Source organism: Peribacillus sp. TH16 (assembly GCF_016651095.1).
GTDB classification, from domain to species: domain Bacteria; phylum Bacillota; class Bacilli; order Bacillales; family DSM-1321; genus Peribacillus; species Peribacillus butanolivorans.
Window position 1 is genome coordinate 160,509 of sequence record NZ_JAEKEM010000003.1, and the last position, 25,471, is coordinate 185,979.

The window sequence follows — 25,471 nt, forward strand, 5'->3', positions numbered from 1 at the left end:
ACCTCACTTATTTAATGACAACATGATTTTATCATATGATTTATCGTTTTACAATAAATTCGTATTGTTTTTTATTGTATTATTATTGTTACATGAAGTCCTTCGATATACTTGTTTCTTTGATCAAATTCATGAAGGGCATTCAAATATTCCGAGTAAGACTCCGTATCATTCTTTGTTTTTTGTTGAGGAGAGAAAGAGAAGCGAAGTCTTGCATTCTTTTGAGAGAAATAATCAAGATCTATTTAAGCTGGAGCAAGAGAATAAACAGAATTTGTGGAAGAGTCATCTCTTGCTCTCATATAGACGGGCAGCATTCATGTAATAAATGAAGTGGTAATTGAGTAGGTTTGTGAAACATTGTACTTAAACTACGGGTGCGTTAGTTCTATAAGGATCACTAAAAGGTGTTCAATGACAATAAAGATAATTAATTACAAATAAAGATGTTTAATTTACAATAAACTTGTTTAACTCTTAACTAATAAGAAAAGGAGTATTGAATTTGAATCGTGTTGATGTTGTGTACACACTTTTGTTTAACGAGGATACCAATAAGATTTTAGTGGTACTAAATAAAAAAAATAACACTTGGTCCTTACCAGGAGGAGCAGTTGAAGCAAATGAGACTCTAAAAGAAGCAGCCATCAGAGAAGTTAAAGAAGAAACGGGCTATGATGTGCAGGTAAACGATATTATTGCATTAAATGAAGCATTTATAAATGAAGATCATGTATATTTTATTATGTTTGAAGGGCAAGTTCTAAAATCACCTGAACAAATTCCAAAGGAAAAAAACATTTTAAGAGTTGAATGGGTAAATTTAGAGGAAGCAGATAGACTAATGCCTTATTATCCAGAAGGAGTATCCAAACTAATTAGCAACTCCAGAGCAGGATATACATTCCAGAAATAATTAAAATACAATGGTATTAGGGCTAAATTGCTGTGTTATTGCATTGAATTATAGATTTTAAATGACATTATTGTTACTGTGGAAAGAGCAATTTTGACCTACAATCAAAATTAATAACTTTATTTTAACACCGTTCAAAAATTTGGACGGTGTTATGCATGTTTGTAGCTTTAAAATTAAACGACCTTATTGTCAATCAACAAAAGGATCACAAAAAATGATCAAACTATTTTATAAAAACCGTATACTTAATCACTAGAAAAGAATCCATTTTGTTCATTTTTTTCCAAAATGGATTCTTTTTATTTACGCTAATATGGGGGTTCAGGAGGACCTTTTGATCAATCCCTATAGTTGATTCTTTTACGTGCAAAATAGCACTTAAGTTAAGTGCAAATTATCACCTAAATTTACAGAATAGGATTCTAACGCTTTTTAAATGTGAGACTTGAACATTAAGCCTTATTAGCGCGATAACTTTCACTCTTAACGGAATCAGTACGGCACTTATTTGCAAAATGGGTGATTAAGGCCTTAGAATTAATCACAATTAATCCTGCAATGATCGTGATTCCCCCGAAAAACATGAGCCATGTTATCTTTTCCTGATACAAGACCTTCCCAAGTCCTAAGGCAATGATGGGGGAGATGTAGAGCCATGTGGACGGAAATATCGGGTCCGTTTTTGAAACAAGCCAATAGTATATGGTATGGGCAATCATAGAGCCAAAAACGGTCAAGTACACGATCGATCCTATTGCATTCTTATTTGCAAGATCTCCTATGTTTATCTGCTCAGATGTCAAAGACAGCAGCAGAAGCAATGCACCGCCGTAAATCATTTGAGTAGCATTCAGCATAATAGGTGAGGTGCCTGAAAAACGCTCTGACACCTTTTTGGAATAGATCGTTCCTGCTGCATAACCCAATTGACCAAGCAGAATAAGGAAGCAAGCGATCAGCCATATTGAATCGTAGGAAACAGTCAGATTCGGCATAAGGAGCAGAGCCACTCCAATCAAGCTGATTGCACATCCTACAAACGTTCTTATAGATAACTTAACGTGCAAGACCATTGTTTGAATCAGCAAAATCATAATTGGTCCCGTTGCAGACAGGACAGCACCAACTCCGGAAGCAACGTACTGTTCCGCCCAATATAGAGTAGCAAACGTTCCGAATGTTAACGTACTTCCTGTGATGAATGATTCTTTAGAAAAAAGAACAGCCAGATTTGCTTTTTTTCGCAGCGACATCATTAAAAATAGAAGGATTCCTGCCATGAAAAATCGAATCCCTGCTGAAAAAAAGGGAGGAAGCCCTTCGTCTACTCCTATTTTTATTGCCAGGAATGTTGTCCCAAAAATCAAGCACATACAAATATAGTTAAAGATAATCATGTAAATCCCTCCTTGCTACTCATCATATAGGACGGGAAATAGAACAGATTCATTGTAGGTAGAACAGATCGCAAACCTTGGTGCTAAACTGATATTGGGGGGAATTCATGTGAAGATAAAATCCTCAGAGCTTTATAAGCAGATTTACGATTTGGTTCTTGCCAAAATTGATCGTAAAGAATGGAAGGAACATGAGAAACTGCCTTCTGTAAGAAGAATGGCGGAGGAACTGAATGTAAATCGGTTGACTGTTCTAAGAGCTTATCAATTACTAAAAGAACATAAAAAGATATACGCAAAGGAAAAATCAGGGTACTTTGTTCAGCCTGAAGATCCATCTTTTTCTTTGAATGAATCTCAGCTGCCAGAAATCGCTGACTATCCTTATAGCAACCTGTTGTCATCGATCCATCAGGTGGCTGTTGACTATCAATTCTCTCAAGCCCTTATTGATCCGAATCTCCTGCCGAATTCTTATTTATCTGAATATGTCAAAAAGGTTTTTACCCTCTATCCCAAAGTGCTTGGCACTTATTCGACTGTTCAAGGGGATGAGGAATTGAGGACAGCACTTTCAGACTACTTTTACAAGACGCACCATTTTTTTGCACCGATTGATGAGCTGTTAATTACTTCAGGTGCTCAACAGGCCATTGATCTCGTGGCAAAGGTTCTGCTTAGGGCGAATGATACAGTATTAGTTGAGAGGCCTACATACAGCTCAGCCATTGATATTTTCAGGCAATATGGTGCGCGTATTATTGGGATTGAGATTGGGCAGGGCGGTTACGATCTGAATCAGCTAGAACATATCTTAAAAAAAGATAAACCGCGGTTTTTCTATACAAATCCAACCTTCAATAATCCAACAGGCCACACCATTTCTGCTCTGCAAAGAAAACAGCTGGTGGAACTTGCAGAAAAGTATCAATGTGTCATCGTTGAAGATGATCCTTTCAGGGATATTTATTTTGATAAGGCTCCTCCATTCCCGATTTATTCGTATGATACCGATGGCTATGTTATCTATATCCGCAGCTTTAGTAAATACGTTTCACCTGGATTGCGTGTTGCAGCTGTAGCTTGCCGTCATCCGCTAATGAGCCACTTGATTACTTCAAAGTCACTCGCTGACAACGGGACGGCCCTTATTAATCAAAAAATGTTCCTGCACTATTTTTTCTCGGAACGAATGCAGATTCACTTGGAGAAATTGCGAACAGCTCTATTTTTAAGGAAAGAAGTAATGAGAAATGAACTGGCTGCAACGTCATGGAAATGGACAGATCCATTAGGAGGATTAAACTTGTGGGTGGAACTTCCAGAACAAATTTCAGTTGAAAAGCTCCTTGATGCCTGTTTGGAACAGTCCATTTCCTTCGTGCCGGGATCTATATGTGATCCAGATCAAGCCCTTAGATCGTGGATTAGACTGAGCTTTTCGTACGCAAACGAAATACAGCTGCAAACAGGCATGAAAAAACTAATGACGGTTGCTGAAACGATAAATAGTGATTCCGCATATCGACAATGATTTTAATTACAAGTTCAACTTATATAGCAAGATTTTATATGAAATCCCTATCAAAGTTTGCCATAATAAGAGAGTAGGAAGGGGGAACATCATGCTTCGATTATACGGGGCTTTAATTGGCCTTAGTTTGATATGGGGTTTATCGTTTGTTTTTATGAAGTGGTTGCTCCCGCCAGCGGGCATTTGGGGGATTGTGTTTCTCCGCTGTTTGGCGGGTGCTGCTGTTCTGCTTCCCGTTTTGTGGTGGAAGCGCAGGGAAATCAGCTGGAAATTGCCGTGGAAAGCACTGGTCGTTGTCGGAATCTTCAATTGCGTATTGGCATGGGGATTAATTCCTCTAAGTGAAACAGAGATTAACAGCAGCACGGCATCGATTCTTAATGCAACCACTCCGATCTGGACGGGGATCATCGGATTTATTATTTTTTCATATGTTCTAACCGCCCGCCAATGGATGGGCATTCTTATCGGTTTTTTCGGAATTCTAGTATTGATGGATTTTCAAGTCGGTCAGCTTTTCGGCAAGGAATTCATCGGGATTGGAACAATGCTGCTTGCGTCCACCTGTTACGGATTTGCCGGCCAATTTACGAAAAGATTTCTTTCTGGTACCGGAGTATTGGTCATAACGACATTTACGCTGCTCACGGGTGCCGTTATCGGTTTGATCGGGATGCTAATAACGGAGCCGATAAAGCCAGCAATGTTGATGGAACCGCTGACGATTTTCGCCATCGTCGGTCTTGGGTGCTTTGGTTCAGGGCTCGGCCAGCTGATCTATTTCTACATCAATAAAAATGGCAGTCCAGAGTTAGCGGCAACGGTTACATACCTTATTCCTGCAACCGCTATGGTTTGGGGCTATGTCTTGCTTGGAGAAGCGATTACTCCTAATGTAATTATTGGCCTGCTGATTATTTTCGCTGGAGTTTATCTTTCTTCCAAGAAGTCAAAAGCGGAAAATGATGGCACAAACTCTTTATCCCGAAAACCAGGGGAATTTCGTCACGTAAAATAAGAGACCAAAACGAAATAGTCCCCAGGTAAAGGTTTTGTCTTTTCCTGGGGGCTTCCGTATAGGAACACATTAATAGTTTTACTTAATTCTGAATCAAATTTGCCAAAGTAGTGATTGATCGTCTTTGCCGCGACTTATTATAGCTAAAGAAAAGCTTGATAAAACTTTACGTTAGCAGCTTGTTCAATTGGACGAGATAATTTATTTTACTTATTACCAGATTATTGTTTCCGGTATAGCACCTTTAGGATAAGTATCTTCTACTATTTCTTTTTCTTCGAACATGTAATACCAAGTATCTGCCACATAAATTAGGTCTGTTTGAGTACCTAATTTCATCATTATACCTAATGATAAATGTCCCACATGGATACCTTTATCTGATAAATCAGCATGTAGAATAAGGTCCCTTTTAGGGTCTAAATCTGCAAGCTTTTTTTGTGTAATCAAAAATAACAGATTCCAGATAAAAGTAGTATAAACCATAAAGACTAATGTTATAATAGTAATAACAATTATAACTTTCTTTTGAAGGAGGAATGAATAATGGCCATTAGGAAATTAACTAAAGTCGGAAATAGCTTGGGTATTACGTTTCCAGTTGACATGTTGAAAACTGCAAATTTAGCGTTTGGAGACGAATTAGAGGTTGAGTTTAAGGGTGAAGAAATCATTTTAAGGAAAAATAAAAATGTGAAATTACCTAAAGGTGTAGATGCAGAATTTATGGAAATGTTATCAGACATTATTAAAGAACATGACGAAGCATTCAAGGGATTGGTGGATAGATAATATGACGTTGGATATTATCTATCTTTCCACGAATCAAATTATTGCTATCAATGCCATTCAAATAAAAGTTTATTCTCCTACTGAACAAATCGGGGTGAAAGATCCCGGTCTCCTTGATTCTGCAGTGAACAGACCCAGACAAACTGTTTTCGAGAATGATGCATACCCATCTATTCATGAAAAGGCTGCAGCATTATTCGAATCCATTTCAAAAAATCATGCGTTCCACAACGCTAATAAGAGGACAGCTCTTGCTTCCCTTATTATGTTTCTGAAAATCAATCATTATCAATGGCTTATGGGAATAGAAGAAGAACAGGATTTTGTTGTAGATGTCGTCAACCATAAATATGATTTTAAAGCTATCTCAAGAATCATCCAAGAAAACATAAAGGCTTTATAAGAGGTTTCGTTCATTGAGCAAAATTTGTTTTTTATCGACGGTTGGTAGCAATTCATGCTGATGGTATACAATAAATGATTATTCAAAAAAAGGGGAACAAGTCAGAATATAAAACATGTACTAATTTAACGGATGTGAAGGAAGAAATTGATCGAGTTATTGAAGAATATAATGAACATCGTTATCAATGGGGGCTAAAGAAAATGGCCCCGGTACAATACCGGGACCACTTATTAGCCGCTTAGGCACTTTTTTATACTGTCCGTAAAATGGGGCACAGTTCAAAGAATTCCTTGCGGTCTTTTTATATCTTACTTTTTAGTTATCATTTCTTTACTCGAGATTTGCGTGTCGGCCATACATTTTATTGGTATCCAATCCCTTTTTATCCATGAACCTCAAAATGACACCATCGTAAAAAAGTAAGAGAGTTTGCTCAAATAGAGAGCCCATTGGTTGAATTGTTTGATAATCACCTTCTGACTGATCTTTAGGTGAACCAGGCAATTTTATTGCGATATCCGCCAATTTTCCAATGGTGGATTCAGGGAAAATTGTTGCAGTCGCAATGGTTCCACCGATACTTTTTGCTTTCTCAGCCATGGAAACCAAACTTTTTGTTTCTCCTGAACCGGTTCCGATGATCAAAATGTCGTCTTTTTCGAAGGTAGGGGTGACTGTTTCACCTATTACATACGCATCTATCCCCATGTGCATCATTCGCATGGCAAAGGATTTACCCATAAGCCCGGATCTTCCTGCACCCGCTACAAAAACTTTCTTTGATTCAAGAATCCCATTAACCAGTTTTTCAGCTTCTTCGTCAGCTATTAAGTCTACTGAACGATTTAGCTCTTTTATGATTTCAGCTAAATATTGAGAAGTATGCATGATGGATATTAGCCTTGTTTCACTAATTTTTGTATTTGGGCAGCTGTCCCTTTAATATCAGCTTGCCCAGTGATACCTCCACCAACAATGACAAGGTCAGGTTGTGCTTTAATGACTTCCGGAAGTGTATCTAATTTTATGCCGCCTGCTACAGCAGTTTTTGCATTTTTTACAACACGTTTAATGGTTTGAAGGTCCTCAAAAGAATTTTTTCCAACAGCTTGAAGATCGTAGCCAGTGTGCACACAGATGTAGTCGACGCCAAATGCATCCACTTCTTTAGCACGAGTTTCAAGATCTTTCACAGCGATCATATCAACAAGGATTTTTTTGCCTTGTTTTTTAGCTTCTTCAACAGCCCCTTTGATGGACATATCTTCAGCTGCACCAAGAATCGTGATGATATCAGCGCCAGCTTCAGATGCCTTCATCACTTCATAACCGGCTGCATCCATAATTTTTAGGTCAGCTAATACTTTCAAAGAAGGGAAAGCTTCTTTCATTTCTTTAACAGCCCTAAGCCCTTCATTAATAACCACAGGTGTACCGATTTCTACGATATCAACATATTCCTCCACTTGTTTAACCAATTCAATACCTTCTTGAATGTTTACTAAATCCAGTGCCAATTGTAATTCCATTTATTCTTCACTCCTAATAGTATGTTTTAGTTTGTTGCACAGTAAGTATGCCCCTCTGGCACTCAATCATTGCACCGCAAGAAATTTATATCGACTGTACAATGTATCGTATACTAAGTATAATATTTTTGTAAGTACGCACTTTAATTTTACATAGTGTTAAAAAGTATACTATGTGATTAAGGATTTATATTTGGAGGTGATTTGAATGACAAGGCTACAGAATAAAACATTCAATTGTGAGAAGGAATTGACCCTTTCTGTTATTGGGGGGAAATGGAAGATGCTTGTTTTATGGCACCTAGGCAAGCAGGGGACCAAGCGTTTTGGTGAACTGAAGGCTCTTATGCCGGGCATCACTCAAAGAATGCTCGTTAACCAGCTTCGAGAGCTGGAAGAAGATCTTATTGTTCATCGCGAAGTCTATCCAATTGTACCTCCCAAAGTGGAATACTCTCTGACAGAACAAGGAGAAAGCCTGATGCCGATTCTTGATTCGATGTATAATTGGGGCAAAAATTATATGGAGAATGTCGTTGGGGGCCAAGTAAAAAGAAAAGAGGATATCAATTAGAAAAACTATCCCTTCTTTCTTATTCAAAGATGTTTTCTCCTTTTTCTTTACCTTTATATGGTCACGTATCAAATTAAGGTAGAGAAAAGCACAACATTTAATAATCAGTTATTAAAAGCCAAGGTTAGCGATTTTTGTATAGTTGCTGACCTTGGCTTTTTCACATGCACCCGGCATTGGTGCAAATCTCTAGCCATGGTGGTGTACGGTTAGCTTAATGAAGGAGTGTCTACTCAGATGGGAAAACCTTTTCGTTTCTAGGAATATTATACAAGGACCTAGTAATTGGTATACTTTATTACACTATGTAATTTTACTGATACTATTTAATTATAAAGAGCGTACTTACAGGGATACCACCAGCAAAACGCGAATTTACAACGTTAAGGAAATACCAATATTAAAAGCTCAATTTCTCAGCATTAAATTGAGAAATTGGGCTTTTTTCCATACTGTAGATAATGCCTCGATTGTGGAAGATCAATAAATTTGAACAAAAAAGTGATTATTGATCTGCCGCATTTTTCACTGCTACGACTGCTTTGGCATAATCCGGATGACAATGACAAACGCTGTATAAGGAGGCTCTAATTATGTTCAGATTGATTGGGTCCGTAAATAGTATTCTGACTATATTTAGATAACTAACATGCTTGGTAGTAGGTATTAACTTCGATTGATATCCTTATAGGGGGGAATTCAAATTGACATATCGGGAATTAATGATATTATAAACATATGGATATCATAGAAATCTTTAAAGCATTGTCTAATGAAAAACGTTTGCAGATTTTGAAGTGGTTAAAAGAGCCTGAAAACTATTTTACCCTCCCTATTTCTGAAGGGGTTAGCTTTGAGAAAGAGGGTGTATGCGTATCACAGCTACATCATAAGTTAAATGTAACACAATCAACGGTTTCTCAATATCTTACTATGTTACATCGGGCTGGGCTACTCGAAGCAACGCGTAAGGGGAAGTGGACATACTATAAGCGTAATGAAGAAGTTATTAAGGAAATAAGCAATTACATTGCGAAAGAGATTTGAGGATTAAAGTGAATTGCTTGAAGCAATTCACTTTAATCAATTAATATATATCTAGATTTCAGAATATGTAAATATGTTAGGCCATATATTTTTTTATTAAAATAAATCGTTAATTCGCGATGTATTAATTTATTATATACGCTTCTATGATTTCAGCGTTATTTAAGGAGCTGATTTATTAATTATAGTAAGGAAGAGATTTAGACAAATTTAGAAAGGGTGTCCATAAGAATAAGGATGAAGTATTCGCTTTTGTTTCCTATTGATCCAATACAATCCGTTGTTTAATAATATACTGAAATTCTAAGAGATGAAAAGGGAGAAAATTAAAATGAACAAATTTGAAAACATAATTGAAGGTTGGCAGTGGTGGAATCCTGCTTCCACAGTATAGTGCATAAAAGGTGGCTACCTAGCTATTTTAATTACAATCACTTTTTCCCGGAAGAATAGAGGCAGGTGTCGGACGTTCACCTGGTAGAAATGAAACGAATCGGACAATGGACTTATTATCGAAGCAATGAGGAAACCATTAAACAGTTTGAAAAGTATATAGGCTTAAAAATATAACCTTTTAAGGAGGACCAAGAGTGAGTTTTCAAAATCATCGTGCCTATAACAGCATGTACCAGAAAGACAAAATGACACTCGGATTTATCCTCCCGACTGCCAGGATGTCTAAAAATCCGATTATGGAGAATCAGCTTGAGCTTGCCCGTAAAATTGAGGAATATGGCTTTGCTTCATTATGGCTCCGTGATATTACGATACAGAATTTGAATATTGATGATAACGGCCAAAAGTACGATTTATGGATTTATTTGACGTATCTTGCTGCCTATACGAAGCACATTGCGTTAGTGACAGGAAGTGTAGTTCTCCCTTTGCGCCACCCCGTCAGGGTAGCCAAGGAAGCTGCATCAATCGATCAATTGTTTCCAGGTCGATTGATTATGGGAGTGGCATCAGGGGACAGGGAAAAAGACTTTACAGCTTTAGGGATATCTAAGCAAGAAAGCGGTCCGTTATTTAAAGAAAATTTCGAAATTCTCGACCGGCTGTTAAAAGAGGATCAGCCGACAATCCACAGCCACGCCGGGCTGATCGATGGTACAGATATGAGGTTAATTCCAAAGCCTGTATCTTCGATTCCGACCATGGTGACTGGATTTAGCAATCAGTCTATCAATTGGATAGCAAGGAATGGGGATGGGTGGCTTCAATACCCAAGAAGCATTATTCAACAGGCGCAGCTTATCCAGGATTATCGTGCTTTAACTGAAGTGCATGCTCCAGGAGATTTTAAACCCTTCTCTCAAAGCTTGTTCATCAATTTATTGGAAAATCCCGATGAAATGCCTGTCCCCATACCCTTAGGCTATTCCGTGGGAAGAAACCATTTAGTTGATCTACTTCATCGATTTCAAGCGATTGGTGTCAACCATTTGGCGTTTGTTCTGTATTTTTCCAAGCGCCCTCCGGAGGAAGTAATCCAGGAACTTGGAGAATTTGTTTTACCCTACTTTCCAACCCATAAACGTAAAGGCCAGCTTTAAAAAATTTAATTGTATAGAAGGAGGAAGAATTATGACAAAGAAAATAGAACTTTCAGTACTAGATCCCTCCCCAATTGTCGAGGGAGGATCAGCCGAACTTTCCCTTCAAAACACGCTTGATCTAGCAAAGAAAACAGAGCAGTGGGGATATAAACGGTTTTGGCTTGCTGAACATCATAATTGGGCAGGAATGGCGAGTTCAGCATCCCCGATCGTAATTGGACGAGTAGCCTCTGTCACGGAAGAAATTCGTATTGGATCAGGCGCAATGCTGCTTTCCCATTATTCTCCTCTTTCCGTGGCTGAGCAATTTGGAACATTAGAAGCCTTCTTCCCTGGCCGGATCGACCTTGGATTGGGGCGGGCACCTGGCACCGACCAATATACAGCAAATGTATTGCGGCAGCGGGTTGCTGGTGAACCTGAATTTGATGCCCGGCTTGATGAGCTTATCGCATATCTTTATGGTACAGGAACAGCCACTAAGAATGGTTCATTTAGCTTTCACGCTATTCCCGGCGAAAAAACAAATGTGCCAATTTGGCTGTTAGGTTCAGGGTTTTATAGTGCACAATTGGCTGGAATACTTGGGTTACCATTCTCTTTCGCGGGACATTTTGCTCCAGGTAACATGATGGAGGCCATAAAACTGTACCGGGATTATTTTCGTCCGTCTCAATTTTTGGAGGAGCCTTATGTACTGTTAGCCGTTCAAGTGGTGGCTGCTGATGAGAAACAGGAGGCACAAAGGCTTGCCACTTCGATGTATCAAAAATTTCTTTTGTTAACCCGCGGACAGTCTTCGCCCATTTTGCCACCTGTTGATAACATGGACGAGATTTGGAACGATAATGAACGCAGGGCGGTTGAAGAACAGCTTTTCACTTCCATCATCGGGGACCCTGCAGGTGTGAAGCAGCAGCTCCATGAGTTAATAGAAAAGACTGACGCTGATGAAATTATGGCTCATACAGAGATTTTTGATCATAAGGCACGGCTGCGCTCTTATGAAATTTTGGCTCAGGCTGCAGTAAATTAAACAGTGTCTAGTCTAATAAAGGATGTATTTTCTGCAGATATTAAATCAGTTAAATTAATGTGATTTAGATTGAAGCAGTAAAAGAAGACAAAGAAAACAACCTGTAAATTCTTTTATAGGTTTGAAACGAAATTTTTAAAGAAAGAAGATGAGCAAATGCCTGAAAATGATACAAAACAAATTACGGATATTCCATTCTCGGTCCTGGATCTCTCTCCAATTGCAGATGGAAGTACGCCGGCTGATTCTTTTCGCAATACTTTGGAGCTGGCCCGGCTCGCTGAAAAGCTGGGGTATAACCGATATTGGCTCGCTGAGCATCATAATATGCCATTTATCGCTAGCTCTGCAACATCGGTAGTCATTTCCCATGTTGCAGCAGGTACATCAAAAATCCGGGTAGGTTCAGGCGGCATTATGCTGCCGAATCATGCACCTCTTGTTATTGCTGAGCAATTTGGTACTCTGGAATCATTATATCCAGGACGTATTGATCTTGGCTTGGGCCGTGCACCAGGCACTGATCAGCTTACCGCACGTGCATTAAGACGTGACTTGAGAAGTTCAGGAGAAGATTTCCCTGAGCAGCTGGCTGAGCTCCGGAATTACTTTGACCCTTCCCTGGCACAAGGATATAGTCATGTTAAAGCAATTCCGGGTGAGGGATTAAACATACCTATTTGGCTGTTAGGTTCAAGCGGATATAGTGCCCAGCTGGCAGGAGAGCTTGGACTGCCGTTTGCATTTGCGAGCCATTTCTCGCCGCATAACACACTGCCGGCCATCCAGCTGTACCGCCGTTCGTTTAAGCCTTCTAAAGTACTGGACAAGCCGCATGCAATGGTAGGGCTAAACATCATTGCGGCCGACACAGATCAAGAAGCTGAGCGGCTCGCTACAACATTGCAGCAGCAGTTCTTGAATTTGATGCGCGGGAAGGAAGTCCCATTGCAGCCGCCAGTGGATAATATTAATGATATAGCGAGCGACTATGAAATAGCTGCCCTTGAGAATCAATTAGGAACTTCGATTGTTGGCAGTCCTCAAATCGTAAAAGAAAAGCTGGAAAAGTTTATGGATGAAAGTCAAGCCGATGAAATCATGGCAATCACCCAGGTTTACGATCATAAGGCCCGCCTCCATTCCTATGAAATATTGGCAGAAATTACTCAGCTAAAATAGGTCAAAACTGGCCGATCCTTATGGCAAGCTTTTAATGTATCTCTAAAATTTTTTTTCATAGAATAAAAATGCTCGATCGTCAACCAATTGCTCCGAGTGCGGTAGCAGCGGAACGGGACGATGCCGTGGTACCTCGGGAAATGACAGCAGACGAAATCGATGAAATTATTAAAGCAGTTGGTGAAGCAACCAGAATAGCAATCGAAGCTGGGTATGATGGAGTTGAAATCCATGGTGCTAATACGTATTTGATTCAGCAGTTCTTTTCTCCACACTCAAATCGCAGAACTGACAAGTTGGGTGGAACGCTGGAAAAACGTATGTCCTTCCCGCTTGCTGTAGTTGACGCTGTTAAAAAAGCAGTTTTAGACCATGCAACAAAACCTTTTATCATCGGCTATCGGTTATGGCCTGAAGAAAGAGAGAATCCTGGCATCACCATGGAAGAAACGTTGGAATTGGTGGACAAGTTAGCGGACCAGGACCTGGATTATCTCCATAATTCTGTCGGCGGCTTTTGGAACGGATCAATCCGTGATGATAACAATCAGACATCCCGAGTTGTTATGATCCATGAGCGTGTGCCGCCCATAGAAAGGATTGGATCTAAAGTGAACCTGGGATTAAAAGATAAAACGGCACTCGTGACAGGCGGCAGTAGAGGTATTGGAAAAGCAATTGCCGTCGCGTTTGCCAAGGAAGGCAATAGGTTTTAATTTTTGAAGAAAATAATTATATAAACAGCTCCATGTATGAAGTGAACCCAAAAAGTTAGACACTTTATTTACTAAGGCTGCCTTGAGGGCATGAACCCGGTAATCTACCGGGCTCATGCCTTTTAATTTTACCTTGATTCGTTGATGATTGTAGTAATAGATTATTCTAGTTCTTGTTTGAAATGCTCCATGCTTTCAAATTCTTGAAGATAGAGTAATTCGGATTTTAATAAGCCAAAGAAGTTTTCAATGACCGCATTATCGAGACAATTTCCTTTGCGGGACATGCTTTGTGTAGGGGATAAACCTACATTTCTTTCTTGAGCAATGGATTTATAGGATTTTTTCCCTTCTAAGTACTCTAAAACTACATTTGATTTTTCGTCTATCATATATTTAGTCAAAAAACTGCACCTCCAATTGTTAGATGTTGTCTAACAATTGGAGGTGCAGTTCAGTATCATGGTGCTCTTTGAAGTGGAAACTCTACAGTTCATCATTTACTTCAGAAAATATATATACTTTTTCCCTTTAAGAAATAGTGTTAACTATACTGATGATTTTTAATTATCAGATCCTTTGTGAAATAAGGAATTAAAAACGGCAGAACTTATAATTTTCCCAATAAACACACTGAAATCAAGAAAGGATATCCAGGCTTTTCATTATCCATTGTTATTAGATAAACCTTCATTTTTAGTTTTTTGCCCGAGCTTTCTATAAATTGTGCTTCTATGAATACCAAGTTTTTTAGCAGCCGCTGTAACATTGCCATTTGCCTCATTAAGTACCATAAGAATCATATGCAATTCTTGCTGCTTTAAAGAGGTTGGATAATTCACTGATTCTTCTTGGGATGAGGAAGGATTAGTAAGTATTAATGGCTGTTCTTTATTATTCAATTTTTGATGTGAATGATCTGTCGCTGAATAATTTATTATCCTTTTAGTTAGTCCGATTTCTTTTGGGAAATCACTGTTTGTGATTACATTGCCATTTGCCTTTATGGCCACTTTGTAGGCAAAATTCCTTAATTCACGTACATTCCCAGGCCATTCATACTGCTCTAAGACAAACAAGTCTTGGTCGCCTATTTTAAGTGGTGGTCTCCTAATTTCTGCACAAGTTTTTGTCAAAAAATGGTTTAATAATAAGGGGACATCCCCTGTTCTTTCGCGCAGTGGGGGGACTTGCAAGGAAAGGATATTAAGTCTGTAGTAAAGGTCTTTACGAAAAGCGCCTTCCTCGCAGGCTTTTTTTAAATTACAATTTGTTGCGGCAATTACCCGTACATTTAATTTTATCGGTTCTCTTCCACCCATTCGTACAATTTCTCCTTCTTCAAGCACGCGCAAAAACATGGTCTGTATATCTAGTGGCATCTCGCCAACTTCATCTAAAAAAATGGTTCCTCCTTCAGCCTGTTGGAATTTTCCGGCACGGCCACCTTTTATACTTCCTGTAAAAGTGCCTTCCTCATAACCGAATAATTCGCTTGCTGCGAGTTCTTTTGGAATTGCCCCGCAATTAACAGCTACAAAAGCAGCTTCAGATCGATGGCTATAAGCGTGTATGGATTGGGCGAATAATTCTTTTCCAGTACCGCTCTCTCCCTCAATTAAAACGGGTAAATCCAGATTAGCCATTGTATGCGCCTCATCGATAACAGATTGGAATTCCGGAGATTTCCCAATCATATTTGTGAAGGAGTACTTTGTACTAAACCCCGTTTTATTTAAAGGTTTGACTTTTGAAATCGCATGTATCATAAAACCAATAGGGAATCCTTGATGATAGAAAGGGACTGACTCAAAAATCCAGCCTTCTTTCATGCCTTCTGTGCCACTGCAATCTGATAACGAATTTATTAATCGGTTATTGTAATCAATCCAACCTTTGTCATACCATGGGGTGGAGGCTTTAATGACTTGATGTCCATTATCGAGCACAGCCACTATTTTACTGGGGTTTTTACGAGTTGTTTCAATATAATGTTCAAGTAGCAAAAAGTGCTCAAATTTGAGCCGGCTTAGGAGCTTTTCTTCGATTGTTTGAGTGATAGAAACAACAGCGGATAGAGAGAGGGGATGTACCACGTCCCAAATACCCGTTAAGTTGACCGCTCCAAGAACCTTTTGTGTTGCAGGATCTTTAATCGGCGAGGCTGAGCATACCCAATTGTGAACAGGTTGGCAAAAATGTTCTCCCGCGAAGACTTGCATAGGGACTCCTGTAGCCAAAGAAGTGCCCATAGCATTTGTCCCTACATAGCTCTCTGACCATGAAGTCCCTGCTGTAAAATTCATATTTTCGGCTTTCTTTTTAAGAGAGGCATCTCCATCTAGATATAATAATTCTCCTTTATGATTACAAATCACAATTAAGTGACCTGAATCTATTGCTGATTCTTTAAGTTTTGGTAGAAGGGATTCTGAAATAGAAAAGAAAGTGTGGGTTGTTTGATATTCTTGTATTTCATCTTGTGACAGAACCAGTGGGGCTCTCCCTTTGGTGGGGTGTACTCCATGACGAATAGAGCGCTCCCAAGATTGATAAGTTAAGGATCTCACTTCAGATACTAAATTTTGGCCTGATATAAAATTCTCCCAGGCTCTTTCGATTCTATCTTTTTCAGTTTTCGGTGAAGAGGAAAAATCCAACGAAATATATGGGTTCTTCATACCGGTACCTTCCTTTTAATGTAAGTACGTGCCATGTTTCTGAAATCACCCTGACCTTTCAGTAAACGCTTACAATACTTTTAAGTGATTGATAATAATAAGTTCTCTATCACGTTAGAAATATAGTTACACATATTATATACCAATTATCTGAATTATCAATATTGTTAATCTCCTCTATGCTGTCCCACTCTCAAATATAATCTACTATTCTATATTTAATCAAACTTATAAGTAAGGTGTGTCGCACTTTGCTTAATTACGATCGTCACTTTTAGATACAGTGTCGCTTTATGCACCATATGTCATTAGAATAAAAATACAGAACTTTCAATATTTTTATTTAAATCTATAGTTATCATTCCAAATTTCCAATTATTTAGAGCCTGATAAATATTGGAATAGAGGCACTCTTGCTTGTATTAAAGAAAAATTTAATAATTTTTGATAGTAAAGAAGGAAGTTTTGGCACAGTATTTGCAATGAAGTAAAGAGAAAGACAAAACTTGAAGGGGTGATAATGTTGTATAAAACGAAAAGCGGGGAAGAAATTTTTGTTATTGATTCTCATGTGGCAATTTGGGATGGAAGCAAGGAAAACCAGCTAAACATACATGGTGAACAGTTTATTAGTTGTTTCTATGATTATCATAAGAATTTGAGTCCTGAAGAATATTTTTGGCCAAGGGAAAAATTTGAGAAATATGGCTCTGAAACGTTGGTACAGGATGTCATTGTAAAAGGATATGCTGATATGGCTATTTTTCAACCGGTATATCTTAAGGAGTTTTACAAAAACGGGTTTGGAGATTTTGATGTAAATGATGCCCTTTCAAAAAAATATCCAAATCGTTTTATATGTAATGGGACACTTGATCCTCGACATGGTGAGCGCGGGTTAGAAAATCTAGAAGCGATGAAATTGAAATACGGTTGGCAAGGTATAAAACTTTATACAGCTGATTGGTATGGCGATTCTAAAGGATATAAGCTGACTGATCCGTGGTCTCAGCGTTATCTGCAAAAATGCCTTGATCTGGGAATAAAAAATATTCATATCCATAAAGGCCCAACGGTCACACCGCTTAATCGCGATGCTTTTGATGTAGCTGACGTTGATGATGCTGCAAGTACTTTTCCAGAACTGAATTTTATCGTAGAGCATGTTGGGTTGCCTAGGCTGGAAGATTTTTGTTGGATTGCAACACAAGAGAAAAATGTATACGGGGGATTAGCTGTAGCCATATCACTTATCCATCAACGTCCTCGCTATTTTGCAGAAATCATAAGTGAGTTATTGTACTGGCTGGATGAGGATCGCATCCTTTTTGGGAGTGATTATGGAATATGGGAACCAAAATGGCTTATCGAAAAGTTCGTAGATTTTGAGCTTCCTGAAGATATCCAACAGGAAACAGGCGTAACTTTTGATTTGAATGTTAAAAAGAAAATTTTAGGCGGTAATGCAGCCAGACTCTATAATATTGATATCGAGGCTCAAAAAGCGAAGTTGCAAAAATGTGAATTAGCTTCACATATAATGGTTTAATCTCAATCAATAGACCAGTTGAGTCATGTTAAAGTTTTGCCTCAATCATTGAAAAAGAGAGGTGTATCGAACTTTATGAACAAAGAAAAACAGGTTTATAGCATGCTTGATAAAGTTTATGATCCAGAATTGGATCGGCCTTTAACTGAATTAGGATTTATCGATCACACGGTAATAAAAGAAAACGATGTCGAAGTAGTTTTTCGATTACCAACTTACTGGTGTTCACCTAACTTCGCATATATCATGGCCGAAGATATACTGAAGTATGTGGCTGAATTAGACTGGGTAAATGAAGTTAAAGTAACTTTATTAGATCACTGTGCTTCGGATGAAATCAACCAAGGAGCAACTTCAGGTAAATCCTTTAGCGAATCCTTTAGTAGTTTATCTGATGGAGATCTTGATGAATTACGTAAGACTTTCCAGATAAAAGCTTTCTATGCAAGGCAAGAGAAACTTATAAGATATTTACTTCAAAATGGCATGTCAAAGAAAGAAATCATCAATTTATCGATCCAAGAGCTTTATGAACTGCCTTTATCTGTAGAAGGGAAGTTACTTAGAGAAAAATACCTGGAAAAGAAAAAAACGTCGAATTACTTAAATCTCTTAGCCATAACCACTCCTGAAGATAAAGAGATAACTGAAGAAGGGTTTGATGATTATCTGCGAGGTGCCAAAGGATCACGAATGAATATGGAGTTTAATGCTCATTATTGTCGCGGTTTATTAGAGGCTCGATATAATTTGCCTTCCGCTGATGAAAGTACATTGACGAAAATATAATTTTAAGGATGCTTATGAATTTTAAAAAAATTTCAGAAAAGGAATGTGATGAAAAATGAGTAAGAACGTTCTTATTATAACTGGTGACGCTGTAGAGGCATTGGAAGTATTTTATCCATATTATAGATGTATCGAAGAAAATATTAATTGCACAATTGCCTCACCTGTGAAAAAAAGTCTCCAGACAGTTGTTCATGATTTTTTGCCTGAAATGGAAACGTTTACAGAAAAATGGGGATATAAAATTGAATCTCATGCCTCGGTTGATGAGATTGAACCTACTGATTATGACGCACTTATTATTCCTGGGGGCCGTGCTCCTGAATATATTCGTATGAATAAAAAAGTACAAGATATAACCGCCCATTTTTTAAAAGAAAATAAACCACTTGGAGTTATCTGTCACGGACAACTGGTATTAACAACGATAAGAGAATATATAAAGGGCAGGGAGATGACAGCTTATACGGCATGTAGACCCGAAATAGAAGCTGCAGGAGCTACATACGTGGAAGAAATGCTTCATGTTGATGGCAATATCGTGTCAGGGCATGCTTGGCCAGATCTCCCAGGTTTTATGAAAGAATTCTTTAAATTACTAAATGTTAAAAAAGAAGCTTCTGTTTAATTAAGTCAAAAGGACTGAAACATTTCCTCCATTATTTTCAAGCTAATATGAGTGAGAATACTAATATTTAGAAAAAAGGGTTGCCACTGGCAATCCTTTTTAAATTGGACAATATTTATGGCTGAATTTATTAAAACGGCTTCCACTTTATTGAACATAATCCCTCATTCAAATGACAGGCATGTTCGTTGATCTATATCAAAGAGTAATTAACCAGAATGGCTGCTGTTGGCTTATGTATGGGTAGGAAATATCACATATCCAGAAATGGTCCTGAAAATGGATTGGGTCGCACGACTTATTTATATAACGATTTAACTATGTCGTATTAATTCTATAAAGTGAGATAGGTTGCGAAAAATAAAGGGATTGGCATTTCGCAGAGGTCTGCGACCTCAGAGACTATCAACACCCTCTCCAAATCGTAAAAAGCAGGTTTAAATTTAAAAGAAACCATCTGGAAAGCACAAGGGGCAGACCAAGATTACCAACAGGGTACAGCTAATGGAAAACGTGTTCAAGCTCTGGCGGGTGCCAAGAACCATGCTGTTGTGCAATCCGATTGCCTCTTGAAAAATCGGTTCAATGCATTATCGGCGCAGCGTTTGGCAGCAGCTGAATGCTCGAGCAGATGAAATCTATCAATCTGTCTGTTGACATGGCGGATAAAGGAGTCACCCCATTAGTATTTAGCGCGACAAAAATTAAAGAAATCTCCACTCTAATTACTGATATTTCAGGTCAGACCTTGCATTAAACGCTGCAATTGAGGCTGCTAGAGCCGGGGAGCATGGAAAAGGATTCTCAGTTGTTGCAGAAGAGGTTAGAAAATTAGCCAATCAAACCAAACAATCTGCAAATAATATCCATAAGCTTGTTTCAATCATCCAAATTGAATCAAACGAGACCGTTAATAATATTCAAATTGTAAGAGAAAACGTAGACTCTGGAAAAAAGCATTCTGAAGAAACAGTAACAAACTTTGAAGAAATTTTAATTTTAATTGAGCAGGTAACATTCAGATTCAAGAAGTGGCAGCCTCTACCCAGTTTATAAAGAATGGTTTTGAAGAACTACAGCAAACCATAGAAATAATTGCTGCAGGGTCACAGGAAACGCTATCTGGTACTGAAACAGCAGCTGCTGCTAGGAAGCAGCAATTGGCCTCAATTGAGGAGGTTTCAAATGCAACAATTTCCTTGTCCAGATTGTCGGAGGAATTGCAGGAGATGATTTCTCGTTTCAAAGCTTAAATAAAAAAATGCCCCGAAGCGTTACCCCTCCTTTTCTGAATGAACTATCTCTAAAGAAATGTGCACATGCGAATATGTGGTTGTGGCTTTAAAAAACATATCTCAGACGTCATATTTTACCTAGCTTGGTATTTGTATAAATGACAAGCAAAGGGGGAAAATGAAATAAGAAATAATGGAAGAATTTGAAAGGGAAGATGAGAAGTCATGAACTCAATAATAGTAGAAATAAATGAGGCTTTTAAAGATGCAGAAGACTTTTTCATAGAACCGTTTATTTTGGATGGTGAAGCAGTCCTTTTACTTGGTTTACATTCAATAGTTAACCTTATAAAAACAAAAGAAATATTAAAAAAAGATATGGATACCAGTGAAGTGATTCATTCAATAAAAGTAAAAAGAACTTTTTTCAACAAAAAAGGTGTTGAAATAAATAGTGAAGAAGCAATAGAGTCCATTCTTCAGGGTAAACTCATTGTTTACTCAAAAGAAAAAAATATAATGTTGCAATTTGAACCACTTCCCAAAGAATTGACTCGGTCAATTGAACCGCCGGCTAATGAAAACGTATTACAAGGTCCTTTAGATTCTTTTATTGAAGATATGTCAACAAATATAGGAATAGTGAGAAAAAAAGTTTGCTCTGCTCAGCTCTCAGTTAAAACCTATACGGTAGGAAGTGATCAAAAAAAGAATTTATCAATAGTTTATTTGAATGACCGAGCAGATAAAGGTGTGATCAAAAAGATCATTTCACATATTGAAATGAATCAACACACAAATATTCTCTACCTTCAGCATCTTTATCGTTTTATGGGTGTGCGGAAATGGGAGGTTATCCCTCAGTTTAATAACACAGAAATGCCATTGGAAGCAGTAGATGGTTTAAACAAAGGAAAGGTCATTATTTTCGTTGACGGTTATCCCTTTGCGCTTATCTTGCCACATTTATTATGGGATATGTTCGCCCAGGCGAATGACCGTAACTATGCTTACCCAATTATGAGCGCCATCCGATTTTCACGTGTACTTGGCGCTTTGGTTACCCTTATATTTCCAGCTCTCTATGTGGCCCTTGTTGCTGTAAATCCTGAGATATTAAAAATTGAATTGGCTCTATCGATTGCTCAGAGCAGGGCGGGAATACCCTATCCCCCTTTTGTTGAAATTACAATTATGCTCCTTATTTTAGAGTTAATTATTGAAGCGAGTATTAGGCTTCCGCTCAGTATCGGTCCAACGGTAACAATGGTAGGGGGAATTGTCATCGGACAAGCAGTAGTAGACGCAAAGCTGGTAAGCAACCTTTTAATTATCATTGTAGCAGCAACCTCGATTGCGAATTCAAGCGTTGTAGGGTTTCAAAATGCCTTAATCCTGCGCTTACTTAAATATGTAGTTGTTATTTTTGCTTCAATCTATGGCGTGTTGGGCATATTATCCGGTCTGGTATTCATAAGCGCTTACTTTGCAAGTCGAGAGATATTTGGAATTCCATACACTAGTTTAGCTAAGAGGAGAGGGGAAATTGGATAAAAGCCTTCAGGTTATATGCATGGGGTTAATGTCTCATTTTGGTCTTATTTTTTTCATTTATCCGGAAAGAATTATTGCCAGCACACAAAAAGGTCACTGGGAACCGATTTTAATTCAATGTGTCATATTTATTCTATTTTTATGGCTTTACCTAAAGGGCCTATCTTATTTTCCCCAACAGAATATTATTAGTATTTTAGAGATCTTTGGTAAAGCTTTTTCTTTCACATTACTTTTTCCTGTTCTTCTTTACTTAGTCATAACTACTATTGAACTTGTTAGCGCCTATGCAGAAGTGACCAGCATTATCTTTTTAGCGAATACTCCTACATGGGCAATTATTACATTAATGATTCTTATTTCAACTTATATCGCCGTAAAAGGAATCGAAACCATCTTACGTACAGCCTTATTAATATTCTGTATCTTTTTTCCGTTAATCTTACTTATGCTTTCGATTTGCTTTCAAGACATTGATTGGCATAATGCCTTTCCGATTATGGATACCGACTTTACTTTTTTTCGACAACCTCCCTATTATACAAGTTTTTTTTCTTTCGCCATTGTTTTTTCATTTTTAGGTTTTCTTCCTAAAAAAATATCGTATAACTCTAAAAAAATTATGATTGCAGTCTTTTTGCTTATCCCATTTTTTTTCTTATCCGTTTATTTACCTCTTTTAACCTTTGGAAATGAAACGGCTAGTACGCTGCTTTTTCCCTTTATAACCACATTGGATAAAGTTCAGCTTCAATGGCTTATATTTGACAGGGCTACCTTGTTTTTTGCGTTAAGCCTAGTTACCTTTATCATGTTGCTTACTTCCTTACTTTTATGGCAGTCCTCTATAATAATGAGTCAATATTTCCCGGGATTAAAGCAAAAATATCATATTGTAGCCCTATCTGTTAGCATTTTTATCATTTGCTTATGTATTCCTAGTTGGCAAGAGACTGAGAAGTTGCTATGGTGGAATACTGCTTTCCGATTTTATATTTTAATCGTACTCCCTTTAATTATATTCCTAATCGGTGTAAGGAGAAAAAGACTATCATGAGAAGTATTATGATTTGTTTTAAACTAGTGCTTATTCTATGTATATTGATGCCATTAAGTGGTTGCTGGGATATTAAAGACATTAATCATCGAGCCTTTCCGATTGCAATGGGAATTACTAAAGAGGGAGAAAAATTCAGAGTCTTACTTCAAATTCCTATTTCTTCAGAGGGTGTTCAGAAACAGACAATTGTCAAAGGAACAGGATTAACCATTTTAAAGGCAGTAGAGGACATTAGAACTAATATGGAAAGCAGTGTAGACTTATTGCACATAAGGATAATCATATTTGATAGAAAATTAGTAGAAGAAGGAGGGATGGAAGAACCGATTAACACGTTTATGAGAATTCGTGAAATATCTTCAAAAACATTAATCGCAATATGTGATGATAATATAGATGCTTTTTTCTTAACACTCAAAAAAAATCTAGAAAAAGGGATAAATCTTTATGACTTTTTTGAGAAATATGCAGGTTGGACCCCACAAATATCTTTAACACGTCTATGGCATGTTTATCGAGCTCTTAATTCCTATACTCAAAATGTAGCAATTCCTATGGTCAAATCAGGGGAAAACACCCCAGTTACATATGTAGGTTCTGCAGTGATGAAAAGAGGAAAAATCGTTTCTAAAATGGATCCTAAAGAAACCCTCCTTTTTAATGCCTTTCATGGGAACAGTATGAAGGGAAGGGTAGAAGTAATGGAACATGCAACCATCATGATTGTTGGAAATACAGGTTTTCATAAAGGAGAACTAAGAAATCATATTCCATATATGTTCTCAACGATTCGTTTAAATGTAGTTATTCAAGAGAGAAGAGGAAAAGTTTCCAATGCAATAATTAAAAAAGAGCTGGAAAAGGTAATGGCAAATCGTTTTGATGGAATGCTGAAACGATTTCAAAAGCAAGAAACAGATGTCTTCGGTTTGGGACAATACTACAGAAATAAAATTCCTTATGAGGAATTGAAGGACTGGCGAAAGAAATATTATCCCAATCTAGAAATGAAGCTTACCATTCATACTACTATACAAAACGAGGGAAATATCAAGACTATAATTGACAAATAGATTTTGGATATCATACAAAAAATGGATAGGTTTTAATTTTAAAATGATCATTATCAAGAGCCCCATGCATCATGGTGTACTTTGAAGTGGAAATACTACAGTTTACGCTCTACTTCAGACAGTATATATACTTATAACCTTTTAAGAAATAGTGAATACTTTAGTTCTTGTTGATTATTAGGCATTTTGAGAAAATAAGGAATTATTCAAAAACGGTAGAAATTATAAACTTCCCAATAAACACATGAAATCAAGAAAGGACATCCAGACTTTTTATCACCTACTCATTTTACAGTTTTATTAGTTAAACCTTGATTGTAAGTATTCTGCCCGAGCTTTCTATAATTGTGCTTCTATGAATGAGAATACTAATATTGAGAAAAGGGGCTGTCTAATAAGTCCCTAAAATAAAACAGGTGAAGAAAAACGATTCGTTTTTCTTCACCTGTTTTTCTAGTTTTATAATTATTCATTGTAAGTAACTGGCGAAAGCCAGCTACCTTCAGTAGATTCTGAGCCATGGCCTACGATGTCAAACTCGGGTTGGACTTTCCCCGAAGCGAAAATCGACGGAACGACCTATTGCCCTTGATGTGACCAAAAACACTCTCAACCTCGATTTTTTCGTCGAGTGTAGATTTGTGCATTTGATTAAGACCAAAGGTTCACTTTTGCTTTCGTTTTTAGTTCTTCATAAATCGGGTTATAATGCACCTGACGATTTCCTGCTGCCTTTGAGCAACGCGATTTCAATGGGCAATCTGAACAGTCCTCGCATTCATAAATTTTAAATTCACGCGTGAAGCCATTTTTATCTGTGCGGGTCGAATAACGTTTAAATAAAACCTTACGGTTATTTGGACAAATGTATTCATCCTTGTGTTCATCATATATCCAGTTACTCGCATGACGAATATCTTTTTTGTAACTCCGTTTTTGTTCCGTTAAAAATGTATTATAGAGAATCAAGGCTTCAAATTCTGTTTCAAAAGAGTTCGTAATCTTCTTTATTTGTGATGACCTGAATCGGTTGGTATGTCTCGTCAATTTTCTCTTACAGCTTCTCCTCAAATTTCATCGTTGCCTTTTTCCACACAAATATCACGCAGGTTGGAAACAATCGGGTATTGGCGGCGACGATGGAAAACATGGATTTGAAGAATTTTTACAAATCAAAACTGTTTATCTTAAGT

23 protein-coding genes and 3 pseudogenes are annotated in these 25,471 nt (G+C 37.7%); 19 read left to right on the forward strand and 7 right to left on the reverse strand.

The annotated features are described in order from the left end of the window. Positions 1-505 precede the first annotated feature (505 nt). Complete coding sequence (locus JFV29_RS12085) at positions 506-916, forward strand: NUDIX hydrolase (protein ID WP_201183791.1); 411 nt, start codon at positions 506-508, stop codon at positions 914-916. 455 nt (positions 917-1,371) lie between these two features. Here the strand turns inward: JFV29_RS12085 and JFV29_RS12090 are convergent, their stop codons facing one another. Then, on the reverse strand, positions 1,372-2,316 hold the full coding sequence (locus tag JFV29_RS12090; RefSeq protein WP_201183794.1) for a DMT family transporter: 945 nt from the start codon (positions 2,314-2,316) through the stop codon (positions 1,372-1,374). A 103-nt stretch (positions 2,317-2,419) separates the two neighbouring features. Here JFV29_RS12090 and JFV29_RS12095 point away from each other — a divergent pair, with 103 nt between their 5' ends. After that, positions 2,420-3,850: an aminotransferase class I/II-fold pyridoxal phosphate-dependent enzyme gene (locus JFV29_RS12095; RefSeq protein WP_201184248.1), complete on the forward strand. Its 1,431-nt coding sequence runs from the start codon at positions 2,420-2,422 to the stop codon at positions 3,848-3,850. 91 nt (positions 3,851-3,941) lie between these two features. Continuing rightward, positions 3,942-4,868, forward strand: coding sequence for a DMT family transporter (locus tag JFV29_RS12100; RefSeq protein ID WP_201183797.1), 927 nt, complete (start codon positions 3,942-3,944; stop codon positions 4,866-4,868). 213 nt (positions 4,869-5,081) lie between these two features. On the opposite strand, the gene JFV29_RS12105 is transcribed toward JFV29_RS12100, so the two are convergent. Beyond that, positions 5,082-5,318: a dehydrogenase gene (locus JFV29_RS12105; protein ID WP_201183800.1), complete on the reverse strand. Its 237-nt coding sequence runs from the start codon at positions 5,316-5,318 to the stop codon at positions 5,082-5,084. 96 nt (positions 5,319-5,414) lie between these two features. Here JFV29_RS12105 and JFV29_RS12110 point away from each other — a divergent pair, with 96 nt between their 5' ends. From JFV29_RS12110 to JFV29_RS12120, 3 genes are all read left to right on the forward strand, one after another. Then, on the forward strand, positions 5,415-5,660 hold the full coding sequence (locus tag JFV29_RS12110; protein ID WP_201183803.1) for an AbrB/MazE/SpoVT family DNA-binding domain-containing protein: 246 nt from the start codon (positions 5,415-5,417) through the stop codon (positions 5,658-5,660). Position 5,661: 1 nt separating this feature from the next. Next, the gene (locus JFV29_RS12115; RefSeq protein WP_201183805.1) at positions 5,662-6,063 is read left to right on the forward strand and encodes a type II toxin-antitoxin system death-on-curing family toxin; all 402 of its coding nucleotides are present in this window, start codon (positions 5,662-5,664) and stop codon (positions 6,061-6,063) included. Positions 6,064-6,137: 74 nt separating this feature from the next. Beyond that, positions 6,138-6,308, forward strand: a complete 171-nt coding sequence (locus JFV29_RS12120) for an IS3 family transposase (protein ID WP_274606939.1) — start codon at positions 6,138-6,140, stop codon at positions 6,306-6,308. 88 nt (positions 6,309-6,396) lie between these two features. Here the strand turns inward: JFV29_RS12120 and hxlB are convergent, their stop codons facing one another. Both hxlB and hxlA read right to left on the reverse strand, forming a co-directional pair. After that, positions 6,397-6,954: a 6-phospho-3-hexuloisomerase gene (gene hxlB / locus JFV29_RS12125; protein WP_201183808.1), complete on the reverse strand. Its 558-nt coding sequence runs from the start codon at positions 6,952-6,954 to the stop codon at positions 6,397-6,399. A gap of 8 nt (positions 6,955-6,962) precedes the next feature. Beyond that, a complete protein-coding gene (hxlA, locus tag JFV29_RS12130; protein WP_056519751.1) occupies positions 6,963-7,595 on the reverse strand; it encodes a 3-hexulose-6-phosphate synthase in 633 nt (210 codons plus the stop codon). A gap of 208 nt (positions 7,596-7,803) precedes the next feature. On the opposite strand from hxlA, the gene JFV29_RS12135 reads away from it, so the two are divergent. The 6 genes and pseudogenes from JFV29_RS12135 to JFV29_RS12160 all read left to right on the forward strand — a co-directional run. After that, complete coding sequence (locus tag JFV29_RS12135) at positions 7,804-8,169, forward strand: winged helix-turn-helix transcriptional regulator (RefSeq protein ID WP_201183811.1); 366 nt, start codon at positions 7,804-7,806, stop codon at positions 8,167-8,169. 738 nt (positions 8,170-8,907) lie between these two features. Beyond that, complete coding sequence (locus JFV29_RS12140) at positions 8,908-9,216, forward strand: ArsR/SmtB family transcription factor (protein ID WP_057219135.1); 309 nt, start codon at positions 8,908-8,910, stop codon at positions 9,214-9,216. A gap of 590 nt (positions 9,217-9,806) precedes the next feature. Next, complete coding sequence (locus JFV29_RS12145; RefSeq protein WP_201183814.1) at positions 9,807-10,772, forward strand: TIGR03571 family LLM class oxidoreductase; 966 nt, start codon at positions 9,807-9,809, stop codon at positions 10,770-10,772. A gap of 31 nt (positions 10,773-10,803) precedes the next feature. After that, entirely contained in the window at positions 10,804-11,811 is a 1,008-nt protein-coding gene (locus tag JFV29_RS12150) for an LLM class flavin-dependent oxidoreductase (protein WP_201183817.1), read from the forward strand. Positions 11,812-11,967: 156 nt separating this feature from the next. Next, a complete protein-coding gene (locus tag JFV29_RS12155; RefSeq protein ID WP_201183820.1) occupies positions 11,968-12,993 on the forward strand; it encodes an LLM class flavin-dependent oxidoreductase in 1,026 nt (341 codons plus the stop codon). 74 nt (positions 12,994-13,067) lie between these two features. Then, positions 13,068-13,577, forward strand: a pseudogene (locus JFV29_RS12160) (oxidoreductase); the annotation flags it as partial. A gap of 207 nt (positions 13,578-13,784) precedes the next feature. Here the strand turns inward: JFV29_RS12160 and JFV29_RS12165 are convergent. Then, positions 13,785-14,005: pseudogene (locus tag JFV29_RS12165) on the reverse strand (transposase); the annotation flags it as partial. A 369-nt stretch (positions 14,006-14,374) separates the two neighbouring features. Continuing rightward, positions 14,375-16,390, reverse strand: a complete 2,016-nt coding sequence (locus JFV29_RS12170) for a sigma-54-dependent Fis family transcriptional regulator (protein ID WP_201183822.1) — start codon at positions 16,388-16,390, stop codon at positions 14,375-14,377. A gap of 523 nt (positions 16,391-16,913) precedes the next feature. On the opposite strand from JFV29_RS12170, the gene JFV29_RS12175 reads away from it, so the two are divergent. The 7 genes and pseudogenes from JFV29_RS12175 to JFV29_RS12210 all read left to right on the forward strand — a co-directional run bounded on the left by JFV29_RS12175 (position 16,914) and on the right by JFV29_RS12210 (position 24,278). Further along, the gene (locus JFV29_RS12175; protein WP_201183825.1) at positions 16,914-17,939 is read left to right on the forward strand and encodes an amidohydrolase family protein; all 1,026 of its coding nucleotides are present in this window, start codon (positions 16,914-16,916) and stop codon (positions 17,937-17,939) included. Positions 17,940-18,014: 75 nt separating this feature from the next. Next, the gene (locus JFV29_RS12180) at positions 18,015-18,728 is read left to right on the forward strand and encodes an iron-sulfur cluster assembly protein (protein WP_201183828.1); all 714 of its coding nucleotides are present in this window, start codon (positions 18,015-18,017) and stop codon (positions 18,726-18,728) included. Positions 18,729-18,783: 55 nt separating this feature from the next. After that, positions 18,784-19,356 (forward strand): DJ-1/PfpI family protein, encoded by a 573-nt coding sequence (locus JFV29_RS12185; protein WP_056519773.1) that lies wholly within the window; start codon positions 18,784-18,786, stop codon positions 19,354-19,356. A 619-nt stretch (positions 19,357-19,975) separates the two neighbouring features. After that, positions 19,976-20,609 (forward strand): annotated as a pseudogene (locus JFV29_RS31670) (methyl-accepting chemotaxis protein); the annotation flags it as partial. 207 nt (positions 20,610-20,816) lie between these two features. Further along, positions 20,817-22,145: a spore germination protein gene (locus JFV29_RS12200; protein WP_201183834.1), complete on the forward strand. Its 1,329-nt coding sequence runs from the start codon at positions 20,817-20,819 to the stop codon at positions 22,143-22,145. Then, complete coding sequence (locus JFV29_RS12205) at positions 22,138-23,202, forward strand: GerAB/ArcD/ProY family transporter (protein WP_201183836.1); 1,065 nt, start codon at positions 22,138-22,140, stop codon at positions 23,200-23,202. The genes JFV29_RS12200 and JFV29_RS12205 overlap by 8 nt, the downstream gene beginning before the upstream one ends. Continuing rightward, positions 23,199-24,278, forward strand: a complete 1,080-nt coding sequence (locus JFV29_RS12210; RefSeq protein WP_201183838.1) for a Ger(x)C family spore germination protein — start codon at positions 23,199-23,201, stop codon at positions 24,276-24,278. Before JFV29_RS12205 ends, JFV29_RS12210 begins: the two co-directional genes overlap by 4 nt. Before the next feature lie 651 nt (positions 24,279-24,929). On the opposite strand, the gene JFV29_RS12215 is transcribed toward JFV29_RS12210, so the two are convergent. Further along, positions 24,930-25,325 (reverse strand): transposase, encoded by a 396-nt coding sequence (locus tag JFV29_RS12215; RefSeq protein ID WP_201183840.1) that lies wholly within the window; start codon positions 25,323-25,325, stop codon positions 24,930-24,932. Positions 25,326-25,471: the final 146 nt, after the last annotated feature.

Coding starts and splice junctions, on each gene's coding strand:
- JFV29_RS12180 (WP_201183828.1), top strand. CDS start 18,015: ATGAACAAAGAAAAACAGGTTTATAGCATGCTTGATAAAGTTTATGAT.
- JFV29_RS12185 (WP_056519773.1), top strand. CDS start 18,784: ATGAGTAAGAACGTTCTTATTATAACTGGTGACGCTGTAGAGGCATTG.
- JFV29_RS12140 (WP_057219135.1), top strand. CDS start 8,908: ATGGATATCATAGAAATCTTTAAAGCATTGTCTAATGAAAAACGTTTG.
- JFV29_RS12120 (WP_274606939.1), top strand. CDS start 6,138: ATGATTATTCAAAAAAAGGGGAACAAGTCAGAATATAAAACATGTACT.
- JFV29_RS12170 (WP_201183822.1), bottom strand. CDS start 16,390: ATGAAGAACCCATATATTTCGTTGGATTTTTCCTCTTCACCGAAAACT.
- JFV29_RS12210 (WP_201183838.1), top strand. CDS start 23,199: ATGAGAAGTATTATGATTTGTTTTAAACTAGTGCTTATTCTATGTATA.
- JFV29_RS12100 (WP_201183797.1), top strand. CDS start 3,942: ATGCTTCGATTATACGGGGCTTTAATTGGCCTTAGTTTGATATGGGGT.
- JFV29_RS12090 (WP_201183794.1), bottom strand. CDS start 2,316: ATGATTATCTTTAACTATATTTGTATGTGCTTGATTTTTGGGACAACA.
- hxlA (WP_056519751.1), bottom strand. CDS start 7,595: ATGGAATTACAATTGGCACTGGATTTAGTAAACATTCAAGAAGGTATT.
- JFV29_RS12135 (WP_201183811.1), top strand. CDS start 7,804: ATGACAAGGCTACAGAATAAAACATTCAATTGTGAGAAGGAATTGACC.
- JFV29_RS12200 (WP_201183834.1), top strand. CDS start 20,817: ATGAACTCAATAATAGTAGAAATAAATGAGGCTTTTAAAGATGCAGAA.
- JFV29_RS12150 (WP_201183817.1), top strand. CDS start 10,804: ATGACAAAGAAAATAGAACTTTCAGTACTAGATCCCTCCCCAATTGTC.
- JFV29_RS12115 (WP_201183805.1), top strand. CDS start 5,662: ATGACGTTGGATATTATCTATCTTTCCACGAATCAAATTATTGCTATC.
- hxlB (WP_201183808.1), bottom strand. CDS start 6,954: ATGCATACTTCTCAATATTTAGCTGAAATCATAAAAGAGCTAAATCGT.
- JFV29_RS12155 (WP_201183820.1), top strand. CDS start 11,968: ATGCCTGAAAATGATACAAAACAAATTACGGATATTCCATTCTCGGTC.
- JFV29_RS12110 (WP_201183803.1), top strand. CDS start 5,415: ATGGCCATTAGGAAATTAACTAAAGTCGGAAATAGCTTGGGTATTACG.